Raw genomic sequence first — 21,066 nt, 5'->3', positions numbered from 1 at the left:
GCAGCGTGGCCGTGAGCGCGCCGTAGCCCGACCACGTCGACGTACAGGAGATCGTGTTGGTCTGCACGCCGGCGTTCACGGGGAAGCTACCCTGCGTCTTGATCGCGCCATTCGAATCGGCAATCGACCACACCACGGTATCCGCGTTCGGCGCGTTCGTCGTGATCGCGAGCTTGAACGGCGTGTTGTTCTGAAATACGCGCAGGCCGTCGCTCGTCGGCGTGTCGGCCGTGATCAGGCCGTTCGGCGTGCCGCCCGCCTGTTGCGTTGCCGTGCCGCACGAAAGCGTCGAGCTGCCGACGGTTGTTTGAGCCTGCGCGTGTTCCGCACCAAACGACGCGAGGATAGTTGCCGATGCAACCCCCAGAAGTTTCCAATATCTCATCATTGTCCGTAGGTTTAGCTGAAGGCAGTTTCCACGAGGTCCGGCATCGTTCGAGGCCGTCCCACCTTCGCGTTATCGAATAGGAGGAGAAGTAAGCCGGAGGGCACAACACGCTTAAACCCGCAAACCCGCGCCGCCATCGTGTATTACGTACTCCTTACTGCCGAACTGAATCAGATGCTCCGGAGAATCATTCCTCGCAACGGAGCAGTGCTCGCCTTACGCACCTCTTGCATGAACTACAGTTGACATGTCAGCACGTGCCATCGATCCGCCCTATGTGCGCCGAAACTCGCACAGCGGCGTGATGGGAGCTCAGCAGACCTCGTGTATGACACGCGTCGGATGACGGTCACGGCGGCTATCGTCTGCTTGGTGACACACATGTCAGTGCACGCATCCGTCCGCCAATCGATCAGGATGACTGACGGATCAGAAACCAGCATTGCGTTTGACGACACGGCGCCGTCAGCGAACCTCAACGGTTCGATGACGCTGACAGCAATCCTGCAATTGAACAGCCAGGATCCGTGCGTCGGCTCTCCGCAGTGAAGCACCGGCGCAGGAATTGACAACCAGACAATTAGATCCCGCGCATTTTTCACCGCGAAATCATGTCTGGCTAACGCAACGCCCCTCTTCGGTAGCTGTTACTCAATGCGCAGCGGCTAAGACGCTGACGGAGTCACTTACGGAAGAATTTTCGGGCAGGCGAATTATAAGCGGTTCACGCGGCTGGTGTTAACCCGCTGCATTGCAGAAAAGGACCGATTTCAATAATGCCCGGTAAAGTCGTCCTCTCGTTTTCTACATGTCCGGCACATAGAGGCGATCCGCCTCAAAACTCGGGACAAAAGACACGTCTGTCATCGGTCTGGATACTTTTTACGAACGGCACTTTTTTAATATTAATATAAAACGCCTCCACGTTCGATCCCTCTATATTTTTACACTCTTCGAATACTTGGAGTGCAAATCGGATCGTCCCCGCGTGCCAATTTCCAGCGAAGCGTCGCTGCCCTGCCTATGCACGGCCTGCTTCCTTTGTAGCCCACCAACCGGAACGCCGTCGAATAGCCTTGCGTCTCCCGAATGTCCGGTGGAAACCGGCGTGGTTTCTGATACCGGTGCGGCGATAGATGCGCGATGCAGGGATGCGACGGCCGGTGTTCCAGTGCGGCACGATGCCGATTTAGCCACCGCGTTCACGACAGGCACCGGCGCATTTGCACGCCGCTGGCATGCCGGGCAAAATCGCTACCAGACAAAATACGAGGCACTCGTCAAAATCGGCTGCCGCATCATCTGCTGGCGGCAGCTTCGAAATCCATTGTCTTAGCGTTTCTAACTAATTGACCTTACCTAACCAGCCGTGGAAATCTGGCGGTAACAACCTCCAAGGTCGCTCGCAGCAAGGCTGCCGAAAGTCTGCCGTTCGCGCGCGATGGCGGACGGGCAAGTCTTTCATCGATGGTGCTTGCCCACCCAGACCGCCATGCACAGTTCGCACGTTGTTACCCCATTGCACGCACCGGCTGACGATGAGAGTCGACATGCAAGTCGATAAATATTGCCCGCTACTACGTAGCCTCCGCGCCCACCGAACAGACTGACATTGTGCATGCACCGTGGCACCGTGGAGAACGGGAACCAGTTCTTCCCAGTTTGCCGCGCGCCTGGAACTGGAACCGGAAGGCATGCGTGGGCGACTCAAGGTCCCAGTCGCTCGCTCCGTGCTACGCCCGCGAGCTCGCGCAACAACACGGATGGCCGTGCACAATTATGTGCCGCGCCAGTTCCTCCAGCCATAGTCGAACGTCGCAGGCACGCGAAATCGGGTTTTCCGAAAGCGGGTGCGTGATGCTCCCGCAAACCGGTCTACGCGATCTCTAAGTCGATCGCGTCGTCAATCGGATTTGCGCCGCCCGGTGCGACCGGCGCTAGCGCGGCCGCCCGATCACCGCGGCGACCGCGGCAGCTGCCGCCCTCCTCGCGTCAACCGCCAGATTTTTTGACTCGTGGATCTGTGCCGCCGCCAATCCACACGCCGACCAGATACCGGCCGGTGAGCCCTCGGCGGTGTTCTGATTTAGCCACGTGCCACAAGACCTGCAGCGATACTGGACGTAACGGGCTATCGGCTTTTGAGGCGTACCAAAAACACCAGTCCCGACACGCAAGAGATCTCTGTGCGGAAGGAGCCTTGAAGGCATCCCGACCAACGCCTGGCAAGCAAGGCACGCTTCCATGGTTGCCTCCTGTTCGGCACCCGTTCTGCGTATGCATTCAGCATACCTCCGTGCCGAAAAAAGCGAAAGCTTCTTGCTGCCCGCGCCTGACGACGCCGGCAAGGCACTGTGCCGGGCGCTGTGAATTTTCATCCCTATGCACCCGTCGGCCCGCCGCCAGGCAACGCTGAACAACACGTCAGACGCAGCGTTGCCGGTATGGCGTCGATTTATTTCGGCCTCTGAATCAAATTTGGCGACATGGCAGTTGAAGAGTTCCATCTTTCGGAGCTTTCGCCCCAGTCTTCACGCCTTATACCGCCTTTCAGACGGAGTTATCCATTGATTGCAACAACGCTTTTTTTGCAATCACCAGATTGGCCAGCGCAAACACCATGTCGCAGTGCGAACCATTTTGTGTCAGTCCTCTTTACCGGGACTTCCTGTACATAAACAGGTTCGGCTTTGTCGCGGTAAGGATCGAGGGGCGAGCGAGATTGTTATACACAAGTACTGCTTATATTGCGAGGTCGTAGAATTGCTCAGCGGCGGACGGATGGGTTCCGCTAGCACACTTCATCTGCCCTTTCGCAATCATGTGCATAACTTCAATGCCGGCCAGAAGGATCCGGGCACAGCGAAAAGTCTTGAACCCCAGCGTGCGTCGCTTGATTGCCCGATGGTCCTGCTCGACCACGTTATTGAGATATTTGGACTGGCGGATATTGATGGGCGCTTCACGATCGGCATTGATCGCTTCGAGCGCGGCGAGATTGGCGCCGCTCCTGTCGATTGTCACGGTGTCGGGTTCCCCGTTCTGATCGATCGATTTCTCGAAATACCGGCGGGCTGCGGCCTTGTCACGATGGGCCCGTAGCAGGAAATCGACCGTGTTGCCTGTCTTGTCCACTGCGCGGTATAAATATTTCCACTGCCCCTTGACCTTGATGTACGTTTCATCCATGCGCCAGCTCTTGCCAACCGGGCGCTTGCGACGGCGAAACGCTTTCTCCAGTACCGGCAACAGCTTCACGGCCCGGCGGTGCACGGTCGAATGATCGACCGCAATCCCACGCTCGGCCATCATCTGTTCAAGATGGCGTAGGCTCAGCGGATACGCCACGTACCACCGCACGCACATCAGGATACGTCGAGCGGGTCGTGCAGATGCTTGAGCACCTTTGCCACGGCCGGATTCAGCGTTTTCATCAAGCTTTCATTCGTTCGTCTTTCCCGCTCATCATAGTGCAAAGCGGACGAACCTTGGGTGAGCTCATTGAAGTGACGCCATGCGACAAAGCGCGCGGCGAGCTGGTTGCGATAACGCGAGGCGCGCAGTAAATGTCGCTTGAGCGCGAAGTGCTGCCGGATCGGGCCGAAGCTCGACTGGAACGCCTGGGTGCGTTGAGGGACTCGGAAACCACGCATCCGACGCTCGCGTTCCCGCGTGGCTGATGACTGTTTTCGGCGCGGCTGTTCACCCGGGCGCTGGCTTTGACGAATACATGCTTGACGTTCGCCAGCTCGGCGATTTCGGCTTTCGCGGCCCGATAGCCGCGTAGTTGGCCGGTCACAATCTTGCGCGGTGCTTCGGCACAGCAGGCGAGAACGCGCTTGAAGAACCGTTTCGCCGCGGTCCTGTCGCGGCGCTTCTGGAGAAGAATATCGAGTTCGACGCCGTGTTGGTCGACAGCACGCCACAGCAGCCAGGGTTCGCCGCGCAGCGTCACGAACACCTCGTCGAGGCGCCATGTCGCGCCAGATTTGCGCCGGAAAGCCTTAACGCGATGCGCAAAGCCCGTGCCGAATTTATCGCACCAACGCCGGATCGTTTCATAACTGACCACGACGCCACGCTCGAACAGCAACGCTTCGATGTCGCGCAGGCTCAACTGAAACCGGAAGTACCAACGCACGCGCAGCTAATGACTGCCGCAGGGAACCGGTGACCGTGATAGAGCGATTTGGTCTTTGTCATCTGGTCATCTTAACTCGACCGCCCTTGCCAACGTGACAATGCCCCACGTGCCATTCGACAACATCGGCCGAAGTCTCGACCAAACACTTCGAACCACCGCGTCGCTTTTCCAGCAGATCGACACCGAACTGATACCTGAGACTCGAGCAACCCTGTCAGCCGCCCAGAAATCGTTCAATGCCGCGAACGCGACGCTTGCGCAGGATTCTCCGCTCCGGTCCGACGTGCATCAGGCGCTGACGGAACTGCGACGCACACTTGCTTCGCTCAATTCGCTCGCCGACTACTGCAACGACATCCGGAATCTCTTGTGTGGGGCAAGTCTTCATCGTCTGCTCAGGGTAATTGAACATGCCGGTAGGATCGTCTGAACGATCGCACCGGTTCCTGGTGGGATACACGGCTGATATGCCGCTGCTCTGCGACGTTGGCATACTGATGACAAGCCTGTCAGTCATGCCTGGAAGCCACCGCGCGGGGCACAGTCGGAGTCGTCCACGCTGCCATCCACGCCGCACCGATTGCGCTTTCCGCTCATCGGGTTTCCCCATCGCATCAGGCAGGTTCGAGACCATTGAAGAGACATGCAATTCGTTTGCGGTCAGGCTGTGCGCGCCCTCCTGCGTCCGAGCGATGGCTCTGATGCAGCCTGGTCCTTGACCACCTGATCATGTTCAGCACGCAGCACGTCCACGAATGCTGACGCCAGCCTCTCGCGCGGACGATGTGGAGGAAACAGCAGCCAGGTTGGAAACAGCACGGCTGGCGAGAACGGGCGAATCGCGATATCCGGCCCCGCAAAGTCTCGCGCCACCACGGGGTGAGCAAGCGTTACGCCCATTCCGCAGCGAACCATCTCGCAGCAGATCGCGGAGTATTGCGCCTCGATCGCCAGCACGCGTTCGACGCCAGCACGCACGAATACTTCATCCATTTGCGCACGCGTGCCATCTCCATGACAGAGCGAGATGAACGACTCCCCTTGCAGATCGGCCGGCTTGATCACCGCCTTCTTCGCCAGCCGATGCGTCGCTGGCATCACGCAGACGGCAGCAACTTTCGACAGAAGTTCGACATCGCAATTCGATGCCTCGCTGATATAGACGGCCACGCCGAGATCGCAGAACTGCGACGCCGTCCAGTGATTGACCGTGCCCGACGTATTCACATGCAGCGATACCGTCACGCCGGGATACAACGCCTGAAAACGCTTGATCGCGTGAGGCACGAGCGTGAGGCCCGCCGAAGGCATCGCCGCGATGCGCAAACGTCCGCTGCCCAGGTTGCGGATCTGCGCAGCGGCATTCGCGAGCCCCTGAAGACCGACATACGCGCGCTCCACTTCGCGAAAAAACGCGGTGCCCTCGCTGGTCGGAATCAGTCTCACACCGCTACGCTGAAACAGCAGCAAGCCCGTCTCGCGCTCGAGCTGCGAAATCAGGCGGCTTACGTTCGGCTGCGACGTGAAGAGTTCCTTCGCCGCCGCCGTCATCGATCCCGCCACCATGACGGCACGAAACGCCTCAATGTGTTTCAGGTTCATCGGTCGGTCTCCAACCCATATCAACCATGTATAGATTGCTATTTTATTCGTATTGGACGATATGACGATTGCGGGACAGACTGTGCTCCATCGACACGCCGCCAGAGCGTGCCCTCCCACACCGTATGGAGATCGTCGTCATGCAAGCAATGCTGCGTCGCCGTTGTGGTTCCACGATCCGTGTCCTCTCCTCTGCCCTGTCCCTCGCCTGCCTGATCACCTCCCTGCATGCCCACGCTGAAACGACTCTCTACGTCGCGAACGTCGGTGGCTCCAATGAGCAACTCTATCGGCAGAAGGTCATCCCGCCGTTCGAAAAGGCGCATGACGTGAAAATCGTCTACGTCGCTGGCAATTCGAGCGACACGCTCGCGAAGCTTCAGGCGCAGAAGGGTCATCAGCAGATCAACGTCGCGGTGATGGACGACGGCCCAATGTACCAGGCGATGCAGCTCGGACTGTGCGCGAAGGTCGACGATGCGCCCGTGATGAAGGACCTCTATCCGCTCGCGCGGCTCGGCCCCACGGCGGTGGGCGTCGGCATGGTGGCGACGGGCATCGCCTACAACGAGCAGGCGTTCAGGAAGCTCGGCCTGCCCGCGCCCGGCTCGTGGCAGGTGCTCACCGACAAGCGCCTGAAGGGAAAGCTCGGCGTGCCGCCCATCACCAACACGTATGGCCTGCATACGCTCGTGATGCTCGCGCGCCTGAACGGCGGCGGCGAGAAGAACATCGACCCGGGCTTCAACGCGATGACGAAGCAGGTCGCGCCCGATGTGCTGTCGTGGGCGCCCACGCCCGGCGAAATGGACGGGCTGATGCAGGCGGGGGACGTGATCCTCGCGCCTTACGGCAGCGGCCGTGCGGTCGCGCTGCAGAACACGGGCTTTCCGCTCAAGTTCGTCTATCCGAAGGAAGGCGGCGTCGCGCTGCAAGTCGCGGCCTGCGCCGTCGCGGAGAATGCGCAGCCCAGGCTCTCGCAGGAATTCATCCAGTACCTGCTGAGCCCCCAGGTGCAGGCGATGCAGGCGGAAGCTATCGGCCTCGGCCCTGTCAACAAGACGGTCAAGCTGACGCCCGAAGTGGCCGCGCGCGTTCCATATGGCCCGGACCAGGTCAGCAAGCTAACCGCGATGGACTGGACCACGATCAACCAGCATCGCACGGAATGGACGGAGCGCTGGAACCGCTCGGTCGAACGATAAGCGCGACGCCGATCAGGCAGGCCGTCCGCATCTGAACAGGACTGACGCTTATGACCTTCCTCACCCTGCAAGGCATCTCGAAGCGCTACGGCGACTTTACCGCCGTCGAGCAACTCGATCTGTCCGTCGAACGCGGCGAATTCCTGTCGCTGCTGGGCCCGTCCGGCTGCGGCAAGACGACCACGCTGCAGATGGTCGCCGGCTTCGTCACGCCGAGTGCGGGCGGCATCACGCTCGGCGGCCGCGACATCACGCGCGAGCGGCCCGAAAAGCGCGGCATGGGCGTCGTGTTCCAGAGCTATGCGCTGTTTCCGCACATGACGGTGGCAGGCAACGTCGGCTTCGGCCTCGAGATGCGCAACATGAGGCGCGACGAACGCGCGGTGCGCATCGCCGAGGCGCTCGATCTGGTGCGCCTCAAAGGGCTCGACGCGCGTTATCCGAAGGAACTGTCGGGCGGCCAGCGCCAGCGCGTCGCCATCGCGCGGGCGCTCGCGATGCGGCCCGAACTGCTGCTGCTCGACGAACCGATGTCGAATCTCGACGCGAAGCTGCGCGAGGAAATGCACATCGAACTGCGCGCGATCCAGAAGCGTCTCGGCATCACGACGATCCTTGTCACGCACGATCAGGTCGAAGCGATGACGATGAGCGACCGCATCGCCGTGATGCAGCGCGGGCGCATCGCGCAACTGAGCACGCCGTACGATGCTTACGAGCGCCCCGCCACTCCGTTCGCATCGACATTTCTCGGCCGCACGAACACGCTGCCGGGGGAAGTGCTCAGGCGCAATCCGCGCTGCGCGGAAGTCGACGTCGCAGGCACGACGCTGCATGTGCCGCACGAAGGCCGCGACGTGCAGGGCGCGGTGCACGTGTACATCCGTCCGGAGAAAGTACGTCTGGCGAATGGCGACGCACGTATGCACGGACGCATCGCGACCCGCGTGTTCATCGGCAATCAATGGCTGCTCGAAGTCGACACCGAGCTCGGCAAGCTGCATGTCGCGCAGCCGAACTACGGCGCGCCGCCGCCCGAGGAAGGCCGCGAAGTCGGTCTCTCGTTCACCGACGACGATCTGCGCGTGCTGACACGGGAGAGCGCCCATGGCAACGCTTGATGACTCGCGCGCGGGCGCCGCGCCGTGGCTGCTGTCGGCGCCCGCGCTGCTACTGTTCGGCGCGCTGCTTTTCGTGCCGCTCGTGCTGACGCTGGTGCTGTCGTTTCGCGTCTTCAGCGACGTGACCGGCGTGCAGGCCGCCTACACGTTCAAGAACTACGTCGAAGTGCTGAGCGATCCGTACTACGGCGAGATCTTCCTGCGCACGGCGGGCCTCGCGCTGGCCGTGACGCTGCTGAGCGTGCTGCTCGGCGTGCCCGAGACGATCGTGCTCGCGCGCATGAAGCGGCCGTGGCAGTCGCTGTGCCTGCTGATCGTGCTCGGGCCGCTCCTGATTTCGGTCGTGGTGCGTACGCTCGGCTGGCAGATCCTGCTCGGCAACAACGGCGTGCTCAACGACGCGCTGCAGGCATTGCATATCACGTCCGAACCGATCCGCCTCGTCTTCACGATGACGGGCATGATCGTCGCGCTCACGCATGTGCTGGTGCCGTTCATGGTGATGTCCGTGTGGGCGACGCTGCAAAAGCTCGATCCGCAGGTCGAATGGGCGGGACTGTCGCTCGGCGGCTCGCCTCTGCGCGTGTTGCGCCGCGTGGTGCTGCCGCAGATCATGCCCGGCGTGCTGTCCGGCTCGATCATCGTGTTCGCGCTGTCCGCGTCCGCTTTCGCGACACCCGCGCTGATCGGCGGCCGCCGTCTGAAGGTCGTCGCGACGGCCGCCTACGACGAGTTTCTCGGCACGCTGAACTGGCCGCTCGGCGCGAGCATCGCGGTGCTGCTGCTGATCGCGAACATCGCGATCGTGATGGGTTGCAGCCGTCTGGCCGAACGCCGCTTCAAGCACATTTTCGAGTGACGCGATGAGGATGACGCAATGAAACAGAACGGATTCTGGGGCCTGCTGTTCAACGCGCTGTTCCTCACTTTCATCCTCGCGCCGCTCGTCGTCGTGCTGCTGGTAGCGTTCACCGACAAGGGCTTCATTTCGATGCCGTTCGACAGCGCGTCGCTGCGCTGGTTTCGCGCGATCCTCGACAACGGCGACATCGTCTCGGCGTTCTGGCTGTCGGTGCGGCTCGCATTCGCGGCAGCGACGATCGGCGTCGCGCTCGCGGTGCCCGCCGCGCTTGCGATCGCGCGTTACCGCTTTGCGGGCCGCGCCGCACTGATGAGCTTCTTCCTCTCGCCGATGATGATCCCTGCCGTCGTGCTCGGCATCGCATTCCTGCGGTTCCTGTCGCTGCTGAACCTGAGCGGCTCGTTCTGGGCACTCGTCGCGACGCACGTGATCATCGTGCTGCCGTACGCGCTGCGGCTTGCGCTGTCGTCGGCCGTCGGACTCGACCGCGATGCCGAGCGCGCCGCGCTGTCGTGCGGCGCGAGCCGCTTCACTGCATTTCGCCGCGTCGTGCTGCCGATGATCCGCACGGGCGTCGCGGGCGGCTGGGTGCTGTCGTTCATCCAGAGCTTCGACGAGCTTACGATGACCATCTTCGTCGCGACGCCCGGCACAACCACGCTGCCCGTCGCCATGTACAACCAGATCGCGCAGACCATCGATCCCCTCGTCGCTTCCGTGTCGGCGGTGCTGATCGTCGGCACGGTCCTGCTGATGGTGCTGCTCGACCGCATGGTCGGACTGGACCGCATCCTGATCGGAGAAGCTCGATGACCCGCACTCCATCCGCCATCCCCGACGTGCTCGTGCTGGGCGGCGGGCTGGTCGGTTCCGCCGTCGCCTGGGGCCTCGCGCGCGAAGGCGCGCACGTGAGCGTGCTCGATCAGGGCGACGGCGCGTTTCGCGCGTCGCGCGGCAACTTCGGGCTCGTCTGGATTCAGGGCAAAGGCTATGGCCTGTCGCCGTATGCGCGCTGGTCGCGCAGCTCTGCGACGCGCTGGCCGGCGCTTGCCGCGGCGCTGCTCGACGAAACGGGCATCGACGTCGCACTGCGTCAGCCAGGTGGCTTTCACTTCTGCTTCTCCGACGACGATCTCGCCGAGCGCGCAAAGCGGCTCGGCACGCTGCAACGCGAGCTGGGCGACTACCCGTATCAGCTGCTCGATGCGCGCGAGGTGCGCGAACGCCTGCCGGAGATCGGGCCGGATGTGATCGGCGCGAGCTACACGCCGATGGACGGGCACGTCAATCCGCTCAAGCTGCTGCGCGCGCTGCATATGGGCATGCAGAGGCGCGGCGTGAAGCTCGTCAACGGCGAGGAGGTGCAGCGCATCGCGCCCGAAAGCAGCGGTTTCGCCGTGCAGGGCAAGCGCGGCACGTATCGCGCGGCGCGCGTGGTGCTGGCTGCGGGCCTCGGCAATCGCGCGCTTGCGCCGCACGTCGGGCTGCATGCGCCTGTCGCGCCGAATCGCGGCCAGGTGCTGATCAGCGAGCGCGTCGCGCCGTTCCTGCACTACCCGACGCTCAACGTCCGTCAAACGGACGAAGGCACCATCCAGTTCGGCGATTCGATGGAAGAGGTTGGCTTCGACGATTTCACGACGACGCCCGTCCTGTCCGATATCGCGCGACGCGGCGTGCGCGCATTTCCGTTGCTGAAGAACGTGCGGCTGGTCCGCACCTGGGCCGCACTGCGGGTCTACAGCCCGGACGGCTTTCCGATCTACGACGAGTCTGCGCGTCATCCGGGCGCATTCGTCGTCACGTGCCATAGCGGCGTGACGCTCGCCGCAGCGCACGCTCTGCGCGTCGCGCCGTGGATCGCTGGTGGCGCGATGCCCGACGAAATTCCCGCCTTCTCGGGCAGCCGCTTCACCGAATCCGCTGCTCACATTCCCGCTCACTGAATCCGCCATGACTTCCACACCGCTACCACTATTCAAGGCCCTGCCCGGCGCCGACGCGTCCGTCGACATCTGGTTCAACGATCAGCCGCTGCGCGTGCCGGGCGGCCGGTCGGTGGCCGCGGCGCTGCTTGCCGCCGGCATTGCGCGCTTTCGCGCGACGCCCGTCTCGGGCGCGCCGCGCGCGCCGTATTGCATGATGGGCGCGTGCTTCGAGTGTCTCGTCGAGATCGACGGCGTGCCGAGCCGGCAAAGCTGCATGGTGACCGTGCGCGATGGAATGCGCATCCGTTCGCAGGAAGGCGCGCGCGATCTGCCGCCTGTCGCTGTATCACTGGAGGATGCTCATGGCCGCTGAATACGATGCAGGGCTCGTGTCCGGCTTCGCCGCCGAAGCCGTCGATGTCGTCGTAGTCGGCGCCGGTCCCGCCGGCATGAGCGCGGCGACACGCGCGGCGAGCGCGGGGCTATCCGTCGTGCTGCTCGATGAGCAGGATGCCGTCGGCGGGCAGATCTATCGAGCGATCGGCCGCGCCGACGTGCGCCGCAAGGAGATTCTCGGCCCCGACTACGCGGCGGGCGCCGCCATCGCCGATGCGTTCGCACGCTCCGGCGCGCGGCATGTCGCCCACGCGTCGGTGTGGCAGGTCACGCGCGAATGTTCCGTGCATTACCTCAAAGACGGCAAGGTCGGCAGCTTCGACGCGCAGCGCGTGATTCTCGCGACAGGCGCGCTCGAGCGTCCGTTCCCGATTCCCGGCTGGACGCTGCCCGGCGTGCTGACGGCGGGCGCCGCGCAAATCCTGCTGAAAAGCGCGGGCGAAGTGCCCACTGAGCCACCGGTGCTGGCGGGCTGCGGGCCGCTGCTGTATCTGCTCGGCTGGCAGTACGCGCGCGCCGGCGTGCCGATCCGCGCGCTCGTCGACACGACGCGTCACGAGGACCGCTGGCGCGCGAAAAAGTATCTGCTGTCCGCGCTGCGAGCGTGGCCGTTTCTGAGCAAGGGCTTGCAACTGATACGCACGCTGCGCGATGCAGGCGTGCCCATCCACGAAGCCGCCGACGATCTGCGTATCGGGTCGACGAAGGACGGCGACGGCGTCGAGCGCGCCGCCGCGCTGTGCTTCACGTCGCAGGGACGCGCGCACCGTGTCGAAGCCAAGGTAATCCTGCTGCATCAGGGCGTCGTGCCGAACACGCAGTTCACGCTCTCGTTGCGCGCGCAACACCACTGGGACGCAGCACAGCTGTGCTTCGCGCCTTCCGCCGATGCATGGGGCGAGCTCGACGTGCCCGGCATCTTCATCGCGGGCGACGGCGGCGGGATCGGCGGCGCGCTGGCAGCGGCCGAACAGGGTGCGTTGAGCGCGCTCCAGGCCGCGTGCCAGCTGGGCGCAATCGATGCCGCCACGCGCGATCGCGAAGCCGCACCGCATCGCCGCGTGCTCGCGCAGGTGCTGCGCATCCGTCCGTTCCTGGACAGCCTGTACCGTCCGCGCGACGCCAACCGCATTCCACGAGACGACGTGATCGTCTGCCGCTGCGAGGAAGTGACGGCGGGTGACGTGCGCGGCTTTGTCGAGCTGGGCTGCCTTGGCCCGAACCAGGCGAAATCGTTTGGACGCTGCGGCATGGGACCGTGCCAGGGACGCATGTGCGGCCTGACTGTCACCGAAATCATCGCGAATGCCCGCAAGGTGTCGCCGGCCGAAGTGGGCTACTACCGCATCCGTCCGCCGATCAAGCCGCTCACACTTGGAGAACTCGCCGGTGAATGACACCGCCATGTCCACCTCCGGCTCGCCGCGCGAAGCCGATGTGCTCGTGATCGGCGGCGGCCTGCACGGGTCGAGCAGCGCGTTCCATATGGCAGTGCGCGGCGCAAAAGTGATCGTGCTCGAAGCCGACTACGTCGGGCGGCATTCGTCGGGCGTCAACGCTGGCGGCGTGCGCACACTCGGGCGGCCGCTGCCTGAAATTCCGCTTGCGCTGATGTCGCGTGAAATCTGGCACACGTTGCGCGACACGATTGCCGACGACGGCGGCTTCGTGCCTTCCGGGCAACTCAAGATCGCGGAAACGGACGCCGAGCTCGACGAATGTCGCGCGCGCGTCGTGCTGCTCGAAGCGCACGGCTTCACGCACGAGAAGCTGATCGATCGCGCCACCGTGCGCGAACTCGAACCCGCGCTCGCACCACACGTGACGGGCGGCATCTGGGTCGAGCGCGACGGCTACGCGTTGCCCTATAAGACCACGACGGCCTTTCGGCTCGCCGCGCAACGACACGGCGCAGAGTTCTTCGAAGGCACGAGCGCCCGCCGCATCGAGCAGCGCGGCACGCGTTGGTTCGCGCACACGCCGCGCGGCCTGTTCAGCGCGGAGAAGCTCGTGATCACGGCGGGTGCATGGGCGGGCCAACTCGCCAAGCAGGTCGGCGAGCGCGTGCCCGTTCACCCCGAAGGCCTGATGCTGATGGTCACACATCGCGTCGCGCCGTTCTGCCGCGCGACGCTCGGCGCAACGGGGCGTCCGCTGTCGTTCAAGCAGTTCGACAATGGGACGGTCGTGATCGGGGGGAAGTTGATCGGCATTGCCGACCTGGCTGGCCGGCATGGTGAAGTTGACTTCGCGCGCCTGGTGCGCAGCGCAAATACCGTTGTCGACCTGTTTCCGCATTTGCGGCATCTCGGCATCAATCGCGCGTGGGCGGGCGTCGAAGCCTTCACCGACGACTCGCTGCCCGTCATCTCCGCGAGCCGCCGCGCATCGAATCTCGTCTATTCGTTCGGCTATTGTGGCAGCGGATTCCAGCTTGGACCCGGATGCGGACGGCTCGTGTCCGAACTCGTGCTCGACGGCGAGGCTTCGTTGCCGCTCGACGCGTTCGCGATCGACCGCTTCACCGTGCATGACACGCCGGATCAGGAGGCAAGTGCCGTCACACACTGATTCACGCGCCCTGCCCGGGCGCGCCTTCCTGCCGCGCGAAACTGCGGCAACCAATCCCTTCGACCATGCAAAGGAGCAAACCAGCGTATGTCCGATATCGTGAGAATCGAAACGAATCAACGCATGAGCCGTGTCGTCAAGGCGGCGGGACTCGTGTTCGTCGGCGGCCAGACGTCGAACGACAAGACGCCGGACGTGAAGGTGCAGACTGCCAGCGTGCTCGATAAGATCGAGAGCTTCCTGGAGAAAGCAGGCATCGACAAGTCGCGCCTCGTGTCCGCCCAGGTGTGGCTTGCCAACATCGAGCGCGACTTTGCGGGGATGAACAGCGTGTGGGATGCGTGGATACCGGCCGGCTGCGCGCCGACTCGTGCGACCGTTGAAGCCAGGCTCGCCGCGCCCGAGTTGCTTGTCGAAATTGCGGTTATTGGCGTGGCATAGCGTCGGGCGAAGAACCCGTATTACGGCGCAGGGGAGTCGACGGTTTCGCACTCGAGTGCGCTGACAGACTGCTTTGGATGCCGCGTCATGCTCACGAGCCGGACGACGATGCGCTCCAGAACAACGCGATGTGTCAAATTATTTCGCACGCTTATTATCTCAGCCTGCCTCACGCCGGCTGCGGCGCAGTTAGCATCCCGACGTGCCCGGGCGCCGAGATTATTTCCTCTCGAAATTTCAAGGAACAGACAAAATCAGTCCGAAGGTTGTGCTCGTGTCGGCAGGGTATGGCAAACTATGCGCATGGTTCATGCACATCGGAGATGCACATGATTGATACGCCTGTGGTGCAACCAGGTGCCGTCAAGCGGGCCGCTAAAGCACATGCCCCATCAAAGGTTACGCGCAAAGCTACCAACGTTTCGCTTCCGACGGATCTGCTCGAGCGCGCCAGGGAACTGAACGTCAACGTTTCGCGGGCGAGCGAACGCGGCTTGCGCGAAGAAGTTCAGGCGGCCGAGGCTCGCGCTTGGGCGGAAAAGAACGCGAATTTCATCGCGGAAATGAATGCGCGTATCGAGCGTGACGGCTTGCCCCTGGAAGAGTACCGGATGTTTTGATGGCGCGTTTTGACCTTTACAATAACCCTTCGTCAAGATCCAGGGTCAACTCACCGTTTCTGCTTGACGTGCAAAGCGACCATCTCGGCAATCTCATATCGCGCGTCGTCATTCCCTTGACGCGCGTAGCCGGCAATTACACGGCGAGCAAGGTTGCGCAGGATCTCTCGCCCATCATCGATATCGAGGGAGAACAGTTCGTGCTGGAAACGCCGTTGCTCGGCGCGTTCAGGACGAGTGATCTCGGCCCTGCTATCGGCACGCTCAGAGATGAACAGGACCGGATCAGTGCTGCGCTCGACCGTCTATTCGGCGCGTACTGATCCCACTTCATCAGCGTCTACAACGAGAAGGACCGCCCGACGCGCGTCGGCATGTCGGTGACGCTGCGCTTGCTGCCGCCCTCGAACGATGTGCAGGATCAGGCAAACCTTATCTTTCCTCTGTTTGCAGACAACCGGGCGTCCAAACTGCCGCGTTTCATGTGCTGCGCAGGCAGAATCGGAGTACGGCGGCCGAGCAATCCTTTGGTGACCATCCGACGCATTCTCGCCGCACGCAGGGCGCCGACCCTCGTAAGCCCCACACTTACGCGCGAGCGACATTAGCGATCGGATTGTCTGGAACCGGACTACCGGTCCATCAACCTTAGGTTCGTTGGCCTCGTGCTCTCACGACGTGCTCCATCGCCTCGCGCAGCGCAAGCAGGCCGCGATGGTCCACATCGTCCTTGCGGGTGACCACTGAGATCTGCAGCGAAGTGCCGAGACGCAAAATCTCGACGGGGTACATCTCGCATACGCCGGGGTCCATGATCTGCACGACCGACACGCCAAGCCCTTCGCTTACCATCGCGACAATGGCCGTCACGCTGTCGAGTTCAAGCGCGCTGCGCTTTGCGGGCATCAGCCGGCGCACGTAGCGCGCGGCCATGGCGCCCGTCGTCGTTTGCCGGTCATAGCGAATCCAGTCGTAGCGGGCAAGGAGATCCTGGGCCGTCGCGCCCCGCTCCTCCGGCGGTGCAATCAGCAGCAACTCGCGCGTGAGAAGCGGCGACCATGAAAGCCCTGCCACGCGCCCCGTCTCCGGCTGTGCGACCACGGCGGCGTCGAGCTGACCGGCCTTGACGTCGTCGGTGAGACCGGAACTGCGCCCGCGGCGCGGGCGCACTGCGAGTCGCGGATGCAGATCGCGCAGCCGGCGCATGGTGCCCGGCAACAGCACGGGCTGGATTGACTCGATGAGGCCAAGCCGCAGCGTGCCCTCCACCGCCGTCGTGTGGCGCCTGCGCATGGCGTCGATCTGATGGAGCCCGTCACGCATGGCCGCCATCACCTGATGCGCCGCCTCGGTCGCGCGCACCTGCAAGCCTGAGCGATGAAAAAGCGGCTGACCGAGGTACTGCTCGAGATGCTTCATCTGCATGCTCACCGCGCTGGGCGTGAGATTCATGACGGTCGCCGCGGCCGCGAACGAGCCTTCTGCAAGCACGGCTTCAAGCGTCGAAAACGCTTCTAGCTTCATCAAAAATCCTTATGAGAGCCTTGAAATAACGTCACTTTTGCTCACTATCCGCCGCGCCTATACTTTTTTCAAGATTCGCGCGGCCGGGCAGACCTGACAACGGTTCGGCCGCGCGCCCATTACGGAAACCATGGAGACAGCGCCGTTGAATTCCTCTTCTCGACTTTCGAACCGTCCCACGGCATGGCTTGCCGCCGACGCAGAGCGTGAGACCTCGTGGATTCAGCGTCTTACCGCACAGGAGGTCGACGGTTTCGAAGTCGCCCTCGCGCACGCGAGGAAGCTGAACCGCCCGCTGCTCGACATGACACCCGACGACTTTCCGCTGGGCGACGCTGCACGCCACGCACTCGAGTGCGCGATTGCGACGACGCAAGGCCGCTGGGGCATGTGCCTGCTTAAAGGTTTTCCCGTCGACCGCTGGACCGAAGAAGAAACGCGCCTCGCTTACTGGGGGATGAGCCTGCACATGGGCGTCGCGCGTACGCAGAACCGCGCGAGCGAGGTGCTCAACGACGTGCGCGATGTCGGTTCGACCTACAAGACGACGAATGGCCGCGGCTACAACACCAGTGCGTCGCTCGACTTCCACATGGATTCCAGCGACGTGGTGGGTCTTCTGTGCCGTCGCACCGCACGCAGCGGCGGCGAGAGCAAGGTCGTGAGTTCACTCGCCGTCTACGAAGAAGTCATGCGGCGCCGTCCGGACCTCGCGCAAGTGCTGCGCGGTCCGTTCTACTACAGCTATCAGGGCGCACAAGATCCGGCACAGCGCCCGTGGTACTGCTGCCCGATTGTCGGCAGCGAGCCCGAGTGGTTTGCCATGCGCCTGAACCGCAAGAACGTAATTGCGGCGCAGAGGGATTTCGATGACGTACCGCGTCTGACCGCCGCGCAAACGGAAGCGCTCGACCTGCTCGACGAGCTGATGCCCGATCCACGCTTCTGCTTTTCAATGTGGCTCGAACGCGGCGACCTCCAGTTGCTCAACAACTACGTCACCATCCATTCGCGTACCAGCTTCGAAGACCACGAAGATTTCGACATGAAGCGGCACCTGCTGCGCCTGTGGCTCGCAGTGCCGGGCGCGCAGCCCTTGCCATCCAACTGGCGCGAGTATTTCAGCGACGTGCGGGCAGGCGCCGTGCGCGGGGGCCTGCGCGGCAGCCATCGCACCTCCCAGTTCGAAGCGTACGAAAAGCGTCAGGCTGCGTACATGAGCATGCCGCTGTCCGAATGGACGCCATTTGAAGGCGAGCCACAAACCGCCTGATTCGCGCAAGCCGCAATACCGCTCGCGCGGCTCACCGCGCGCGGCCACCAAGGAGGCAGTGACTTTGAACGAATCGCGGGGAGGCCGGGCCACGAGCCGGCTGCGACAGATGCTGAAGGATGGGCCACTCCTGGCTGCGCCTGGCGTCTACGATGGCATCACCGCACGGCTCGCCGAACAGGCAGGCTTTCGTGCTTTGTACATGACGGGCGCGGGCACTGCAGCCACGTACGGCCTGCCGGATTACGGCCTGCTCACCATGACGGAGATGGTGGCGAACGCCGCGCGCATCGTCGCATGCACGTCCGTGCCACTGATTGCGGATGCGGACACTGGCTTTGGCAACGAGCTCAATGTGACGCGTGCCGTGAACGCATATGAACAGGCGGGCGTCGCCGGCATCCACATCGAAGACCAGGTGTCGCCGAAACGCTGCGGGCATCTGGACGGCAAGGAGCTGGTTTCCGTAAAAGAGTTCGTCGCGAAGATCCGGGCGGCGCTTGCCGCGAGGCGCGATCCCGACTTCGTGTTGATCGCGCGTACCGATGCAAACGGCGTGAATGGCCTCGACGACGCCATCTCGCGCGTGAACGCCGCACTCGATGCCGGCGCAGACCTGGCCTTTGTGGAAGCACCGCACGATCGCGACCAGATTTCGGCGATTGCGCGCTCCGTAAGGGGACCCTGTCTCTTCAACGTCGTGCGTGGCGGCAAGAGCCCGGACATGTCTCTCCCGGAACTCGAAGAACTCGGCTATCGTCTCGCGATCATGCCGAGCCTGTTGCTGGCGAGCGTCATGCAGACATGTGAGCGCGAGCTTGCCGCTCTCAGGGAAACTGGCGTTCCGCCTGCCTCGAGCACGGCGCTCACGGCGAAAGAACGCTTTCGGCGCATGGGCGCCGAGGAGTGGGATGCGCTGCGCACGCGCTTTCTCGACCCACCTCGCTGAAGAGCTGGCCCCATACGACAATATAAGGACAGGAGACAAATGTGATTTCACCGGCATCCATCGGCATGCGTCTGGACGCATTGCCGATCAGCGCGTTTCACCGGCGCATGCTGTGGCTGATCGCAGCCGGCATGTTCTTCGACAGCTTCGACATCACGCTTGCCGGCTCGGTGCTTGGTGCGCTCGTACACAACGGCATGTCGAACCTGACGCTCAATGGCTATTTCATTTCGAGCACGTTTATCGGCATGGCGGTCGGCGGCACGCTCGCCGGCCTGCTCGGCGACCGCTTCGGGCGGCGCTTCACGTATCAGACCAACCTGCTCGTGTTCGGGCTTGCGTCGATTGCGGGTGGTCTCGCCACCTCGATGAACTGGCTCATCCTGTTTCGGTTCATCATGGGCATCGGACTCGGCGCGGAGATCGTGGTCGGCTATTCGACGCTCATCGAATTCACGCCACCGCGCGAACGCGGTCGCTATTCGGCCCTGCTTTCGCTCGTCACGAATACGGCGCTCTTTGTATCGTCTCTCACCGGCTATTTCCTGATTCCGCTTGCAGGCTGGCGCTCGATGTTCTTCATCTCCGGCGCGGGCGCCCTGCTCGTGTGGATTGCGCGCAAGTCGATGCCGGAATCGCCGCGCTGGCTTGCAACCGAAGGACGACTCGACGAAGCCGATCGCATCGTCACGCAGATTGAAGAGCAGGTGCACGGCAAGGGTTATCGCGCGTCTGGGTTTGCGCAGACGGCGGATGGAAGTGAGCCCGCGCCTCCGCTCTCGGTGCTCTTCACTCGCGAGGTCAGGACGCGTACGCTCGTGGGCTCGACGATATCGATTGTAATCGGCATTGCGATCTATAGCTTTGTCACGTGGGTGCCGACCTTCCTGCTCAAGCAAGGGGTGAGTCTTTCTTCGTCGCTTGGGTACAGCATGGTGATGTCATTGGGCGGACCGGTAGGTGCGGGCATTGGCGTACTGTGCACTGATCGGTTTGGGCGGCGGCGATGCGTGGCGATCGCGTCGCTCGCGGGCGCGGTGATGGGCGTTTGTTATGCGCTCTCGACCTCGCCGTGGATTGCGGCGGTAATTGGCTTTCTGCTTTTTTGCTGCCTTTACACGATTGTGGCGTTGGCCGTGGCCTGCTATATCCCGGAGCTGTTCGGCACACGATACCGGTTGCGAGGCAACGGGTTTTGCGCCGTGCTCGGCCGGATCGCTTCTTTTTGCGCGCCTGCGATTGCATTGATGACTTATGAGGCCGGGGGCATCCGTTATGTTGCCTTCAGCGTAGCCACGTTGCTAGTGCTGCAGGCACTGGTCGTCACGGTGTTTGGCATGGAGACGCGGTCCCAGTCGCTTGAACTCATCGAAGATCGGAATACGGCTGCGCACGCTGGGAACTGCGCTGCTGCGGAGGCTGCCGTATCAGCTTCGCGCCAATAGATCCAGTTACTTGCGCTGCGCGGGGCACTGTCAGGTTATTGGAGACGTGGCGGTAGAATAAAGCGATGAAAAAACGAAATCGCTTTATCACGGCCACCGCTTCCCTGCTATCGTCATCAGTTGCGCGGTTCGCAGGTACTTCCGGTTCAGCTGAGTCAGCGCGACATCGAGGAGTTGTTGCTCGAGCGTGGCGTCGTGGATACGTACGAAACGATCCGCGTAAGTGCGCTGTGATCGCATCGTCCACGCCACCGCTTTCGCCGCTCCCGTGTTGTGGGCCCTCGACGTTGTGAGCGTCGCCTAGCAGGTTGTTGAAAAGCACCTCGTCATGAGGACCGAAGCGATGATCAGGAGTGTTTCGTGTGCAATTTCCAACTGAAATCCGGATGCGCCGATCAGTTTGCGCAGGCAACGCGCCTGCGCGGGGATGCCAGGCCTCGCGGGCCGCGCGCATCGGCGGCTCATTGCACCGCTCCGGTATGCCCCGCGCCCATTATTCGCGCCATGCGCGTGAGATTGCTCGCGACCATTGTCAGCTTGAAGTGCTGGTCGACCCGCTTGATGCCGCGATACACCGTCTGCCGGATCCGACCGACC

General features: G+C 62.8%; 19 protein-coding genes and 5 pseudogenes. 17 read left to right on the top strand and 7 right to left on the bottom strand.

The features are described from left to right. A pseudogene (locus GCT13_RS42355) lies at positions 1 to 385 on the bottom strand (hypothetical protein); the annotation flags it as partial. Between the two features lie 1,111 nt (positions 386 to 1,496). Between GCT13_RS42355 and GCT13_RS42350 the strand changes: the two are divergent. Next, on the top strand, positions 1,497 to 1,724 hold the full coding sequence (locus GCT13_RS42350) for a hypothetical protein (RefSeq protein WP_152767765.1): 228 nt from the start codon (positions 1,497 to 1,499) through the stop codon (positions 1,722 to 1,724). Between the two features lie 1,214 nt (positions 1,725 to 2,938). Here GCT13_RS42350 and GCT13_RS50110 read toward each other — a convergent pair. The 3 genes and pseudogenes from GCT13_RS50110 to GCT13_RS42340 form a co-directional block, all read right to left on the bottom strand. Next, positions 2,939 to 3,073, bottom strand: a pseudogene (locus GCT13_RS50110) (IS5/IS1182 family transposase); the annotation flags it as partial. Positions 3,074 to 3,130: 57 nt separating this feature from the next. Continuing rightward, positions 3,131 to 3,822 (bottom strand): IS6 family transposase gene (locus tag GCT13_RS42345; protein ID WP_227747302.1). Its coding sequence is split into 2 segments (ribosomal slippage): positions 3,131 to 3,762 and positions 3,762 to 3,822, totalling 693 coding nucleotides; the frame shifts between segments, so codons are not numbered across the junction. 45 nt (positions 3,823 to 3,867) lie between these two features. Further along, positions 3,868 to 4,591 (bottom strand): annotated as a pseudogene (locus GCT13_RS42340) (IS6 family transposase); the annotation flags it as partial. Between the two features lie 47 nt (positions 4,592 to 4,638). On the opposite strand from GCT13_RS42340, the gene GCT13_RS42335 reads away from it, so the two are divergent. Further along, positions 4,639 to 4,962, top strand: coding sequence for a hypothetical protein (locus tag GCT13_RS42335; protein ID WP_152767763.1), 324 nt, complete (start codon positions 4,639 to 4,641; stop codon positions 4,960 to 4,962). 230 nt (positions 4,963 to 5,192) lie between these two features. On the opposite strand, the gene GCT13_RS42330 is transcribed toward GCT13_RS42335, so the two are convergent. Beyond that, the gene (locus GCT13_RS42330; protein WP_152767762.1) at positions 5,193 to 6,134 is read right to left on the bottom strand and encodes a LysR substrate-binding domain-containing protein; all 942 of its coding nucleotides are present in this window, start codon (positions 6,132 to 6,134) and stop codon (positions 5,193 to 5,195) included. 140 nt (positions 6,135 to 6,274) lie between these two features. On the opposite strand from GCT13_RS42330, the gene GCT13_RS42325 reads away from it, so the two are divergent. From GCT13_RS42325 to GCT13_RS42275, 11 genes are all read left to right on the top strand, one after another. Continuing rightward, positions 6,275 to 7,339 carry an ABC transporter substrate-binding protein gene (locus GCT13_RS42325; protein WP_152767761.1) on the top strand — a complete coding sequence of 355 codons (1,065 nt, stop codon included), beginning with the start codon at positions 6,275 to 6,277 and terminating at the stop codon, positions 7,337 to 7,339. A gap of 50 nt (positions 7,340 to 7,389) precedes the next feature. Continuing rightward, a complete protein-coding gene (locus tag GCT13_RS42320; protein WP_152767760.1) occupies positions 7,390 to 8,460 on the top strand; it encodes an ABC transporter ATP-binding protein in 1,071 nt (356 codons plus the stop codon). Then, positions 8,447 to 9,319, top strand: coding sequence for an ABC transporter permease (locus GCT13_RS42315; RefSeq protein WP_152767759.1), 873 nt, complete (start codon positions 8,447 to 8,449; stop codon positions 9,317 to 9,319). The genes GCT13_RS42320 and GCT13_RS42315 overlap by 14 nt, the downstream gene beginning before the upstream one ends. An 18-nt stretch (positions 9,320 to 9,337) precedes the next feature. Beyond that, positions 9,338 to 10,135: an ABC transporter permease gene (locus GCT13_RS42310; RefSeq protein WP_152767758.1), complete on the top strand. Its 798-nt coding sequence runs from the start codon at positions 9,338 to 9,340 to the stop codon at positions 10,133 to 10,135. After that, positions 10,132 to 11,268, top strand: coding sequence for an NAD(P)/FAD-dependent oxidoreductase (locus GCT13_RS42305; RefSeq protein ID WP_152767757.1), 1,137 nt, complete (start codon positions 10,132 to 10,134; stop codon positions 11,266 to 11,268). Before GCT13_RS42310 ends, GCT13_RS42305 begins: the two co-directional genes overlap by 4 nt. Positions 11,269 to 11,275: 7 nt before the next feature. Continuing rightward, positions 11,276 to 11,623 carry a (2Fe-2S)-binding protein gene (locus tag GCT13_RS42300; RefSeq protein ID WP_152767756.1) on the top strand — a complete coding sequence of 116 codons (348 nt, stop codon included), beginning with the start codon at positions 11,276 to 11,278 and terminating at the stop codon, positions 11,621 to 11,623. After that, positions 11,613 to 13,043: an FAD/NAD(P)-dependent oxidoreductase gene (locus GCT13_RS42295; RefSeq protein WP_152767755.1), complete on the top strand. Its 1,431-nt coding sequence runs from the start codon at positions 11,613 to 11,615 to the stop codon at positions 13,041 to 13,043. The genes GCT13_RS42300 and GCT13_RS42295 overlap by 11 nt, the downstream gene beginning before the upstream one ends. Before the next feature lie 7 nt (positions 13,044 to 13,050). Continuing rightward, entirely contained in the window at positions 13,051 to 14,217 is a 1,167-nt protein-coding gene (locus GCT13_RS42290; RefSeq protein ID WP_152767768.1) for an NAD(P)/FAD-dependent oxidoreductase, read from the top strand. Between the two features lie 87 nt (positions 14,218 to 14,304). Beyond that, positions 14,305 to 14,658 (top strand): RidA family protein, encoded by a 354-nt coding sequence (locus GCT13_RS42285; RefSeq protein ID WP_152767754.1) that lies wholly within the window; start codon positions 14,305 to 14,307, stop codon positions 14,656 to 14,658. A gap of 329 nt (positions 14,659 to 14,987) precedes the next feature. Continuing rightward, positions 14,988 to 15,278, top strand: a complete 291-nt coding sequence (locus GCT13_RS42280) for a type II toxin-antitoxin system CcdA family antitoxin (RefSeq protein ID WP_227747301.1) — start codon at positions 14,988 to 14,990, stop codon at positions 15,276 to 15,278. Next, complete coding sequence (locus GCT13_RS42275) at positions 15,278 to 15,601, top strand: CcdB family protein (RefSeq protein ID WP_193727918.1); 324 nt, start codon at positions 15,278 to 15,280, stop codon at positions 15,599 to 15,601. The genes GCT13_RS42280 and GCT13_RS42275 overlap by 1 nt, the downstream gene beginning before the upstream one ends. Positions 15,602 to 15,926: 325 nt before the next feature. Here GCT13_RS42275 and GCT13_RS42265 read toward each other — a convergent pair whose 3' ends face one another. Then, positions 15,927 to 16,802: a LysR family transcriptional regulator gene (locus GCT13_RS42265; RefSeq protein WP_152767751.1), complete on the bottom strand. Its 876-nt coding sequence runs from the start codon at positions 16,800 to 16,802 to the stop codon at positions 15,927 to 15,929. 145 nt (positions 16,803 to 16,947) lie between these two features. On the opposite strand from GCT13_RS42265, the gene GCT13_RS42260 reads away from it, so the two are divergent. From GCT13_RS42260 to GCT13_RS42245, 4 genes and pseudogenes are all read left to right on the top strand, one after another. Then, positions 16,948 to 18,075 (top strand): TauD/TfdA family dioxygenase, encoded by a 1,128-nt coding sequence (locus GCT13_RS42260; RefSeq protein WP_227747300.1) that lies wholly within the window; start codon positions 16,948 to 16,950, stop codon positions 18,073 to 18,075. A gap of 64 nt (positions 18,076 to 18,139) precedes the next feature. Beyond that, a complete protein-coding gene (locus GCT13_RS42255) occupies positions 18,140 to 19,024 on the top strand; it encodes an isocitrate lyase/PEP mutase family protein (RefSeq protein WP_227747299.1) in 885 nt (294 codons plus the stop codon). Positions 19,025 to 19,065: 41 nt separating this feature from the next. Then, positions 19,066 to 20,469 carry an MFS transporter gene (locus GCT13_RS42250; protein ID WP_321574983.1) on the top strand — a complete coding sequence of 468 codons (1,404 nt, stop codon included), beginning with the start codon at positions 19,066 to 19,068 and terminating at the stop codon, positions 20,467 to 20,469. 109 nt (positions 20,470 to 20,578) lie between these two features. Continuing rightward, positions 20,579 to 20,688, top strand: a pseudogene (locus tag GCT13_RS42245) (IS6 family transposase); the annotation flags it as partial. Between the two features lie 242 nt (positions 20,689 to 20,930). On the opposite strand, the pseudogene GCT13_RS42240 reads toward GCT13_RS42245, so the two are convergent. Continuing rightward, positions 20,931 to 21,066 (bottom strand): annotated as a pseudogene (locus GCT13_RS42240) (IS5/IS1182 family transposase); the annotation flags it as partial.

Origin of the sequence: Paraburkholderia franconis, from assembly GCF_009362735.1 — a bacterium.
GTDB classification, from domain to species: Bacteria; Pseudomonadota; Gammaproteobacteria; order Burkholderiales; family Burkholderiaceae; genus Paraburkholderia; species Paraburkholderia franconis.
The sequence above is the reverse complement of the archived record's forward strand: the minus strand, read 5'-3'. Positions and strand labels throughout refer to the sequence as shown.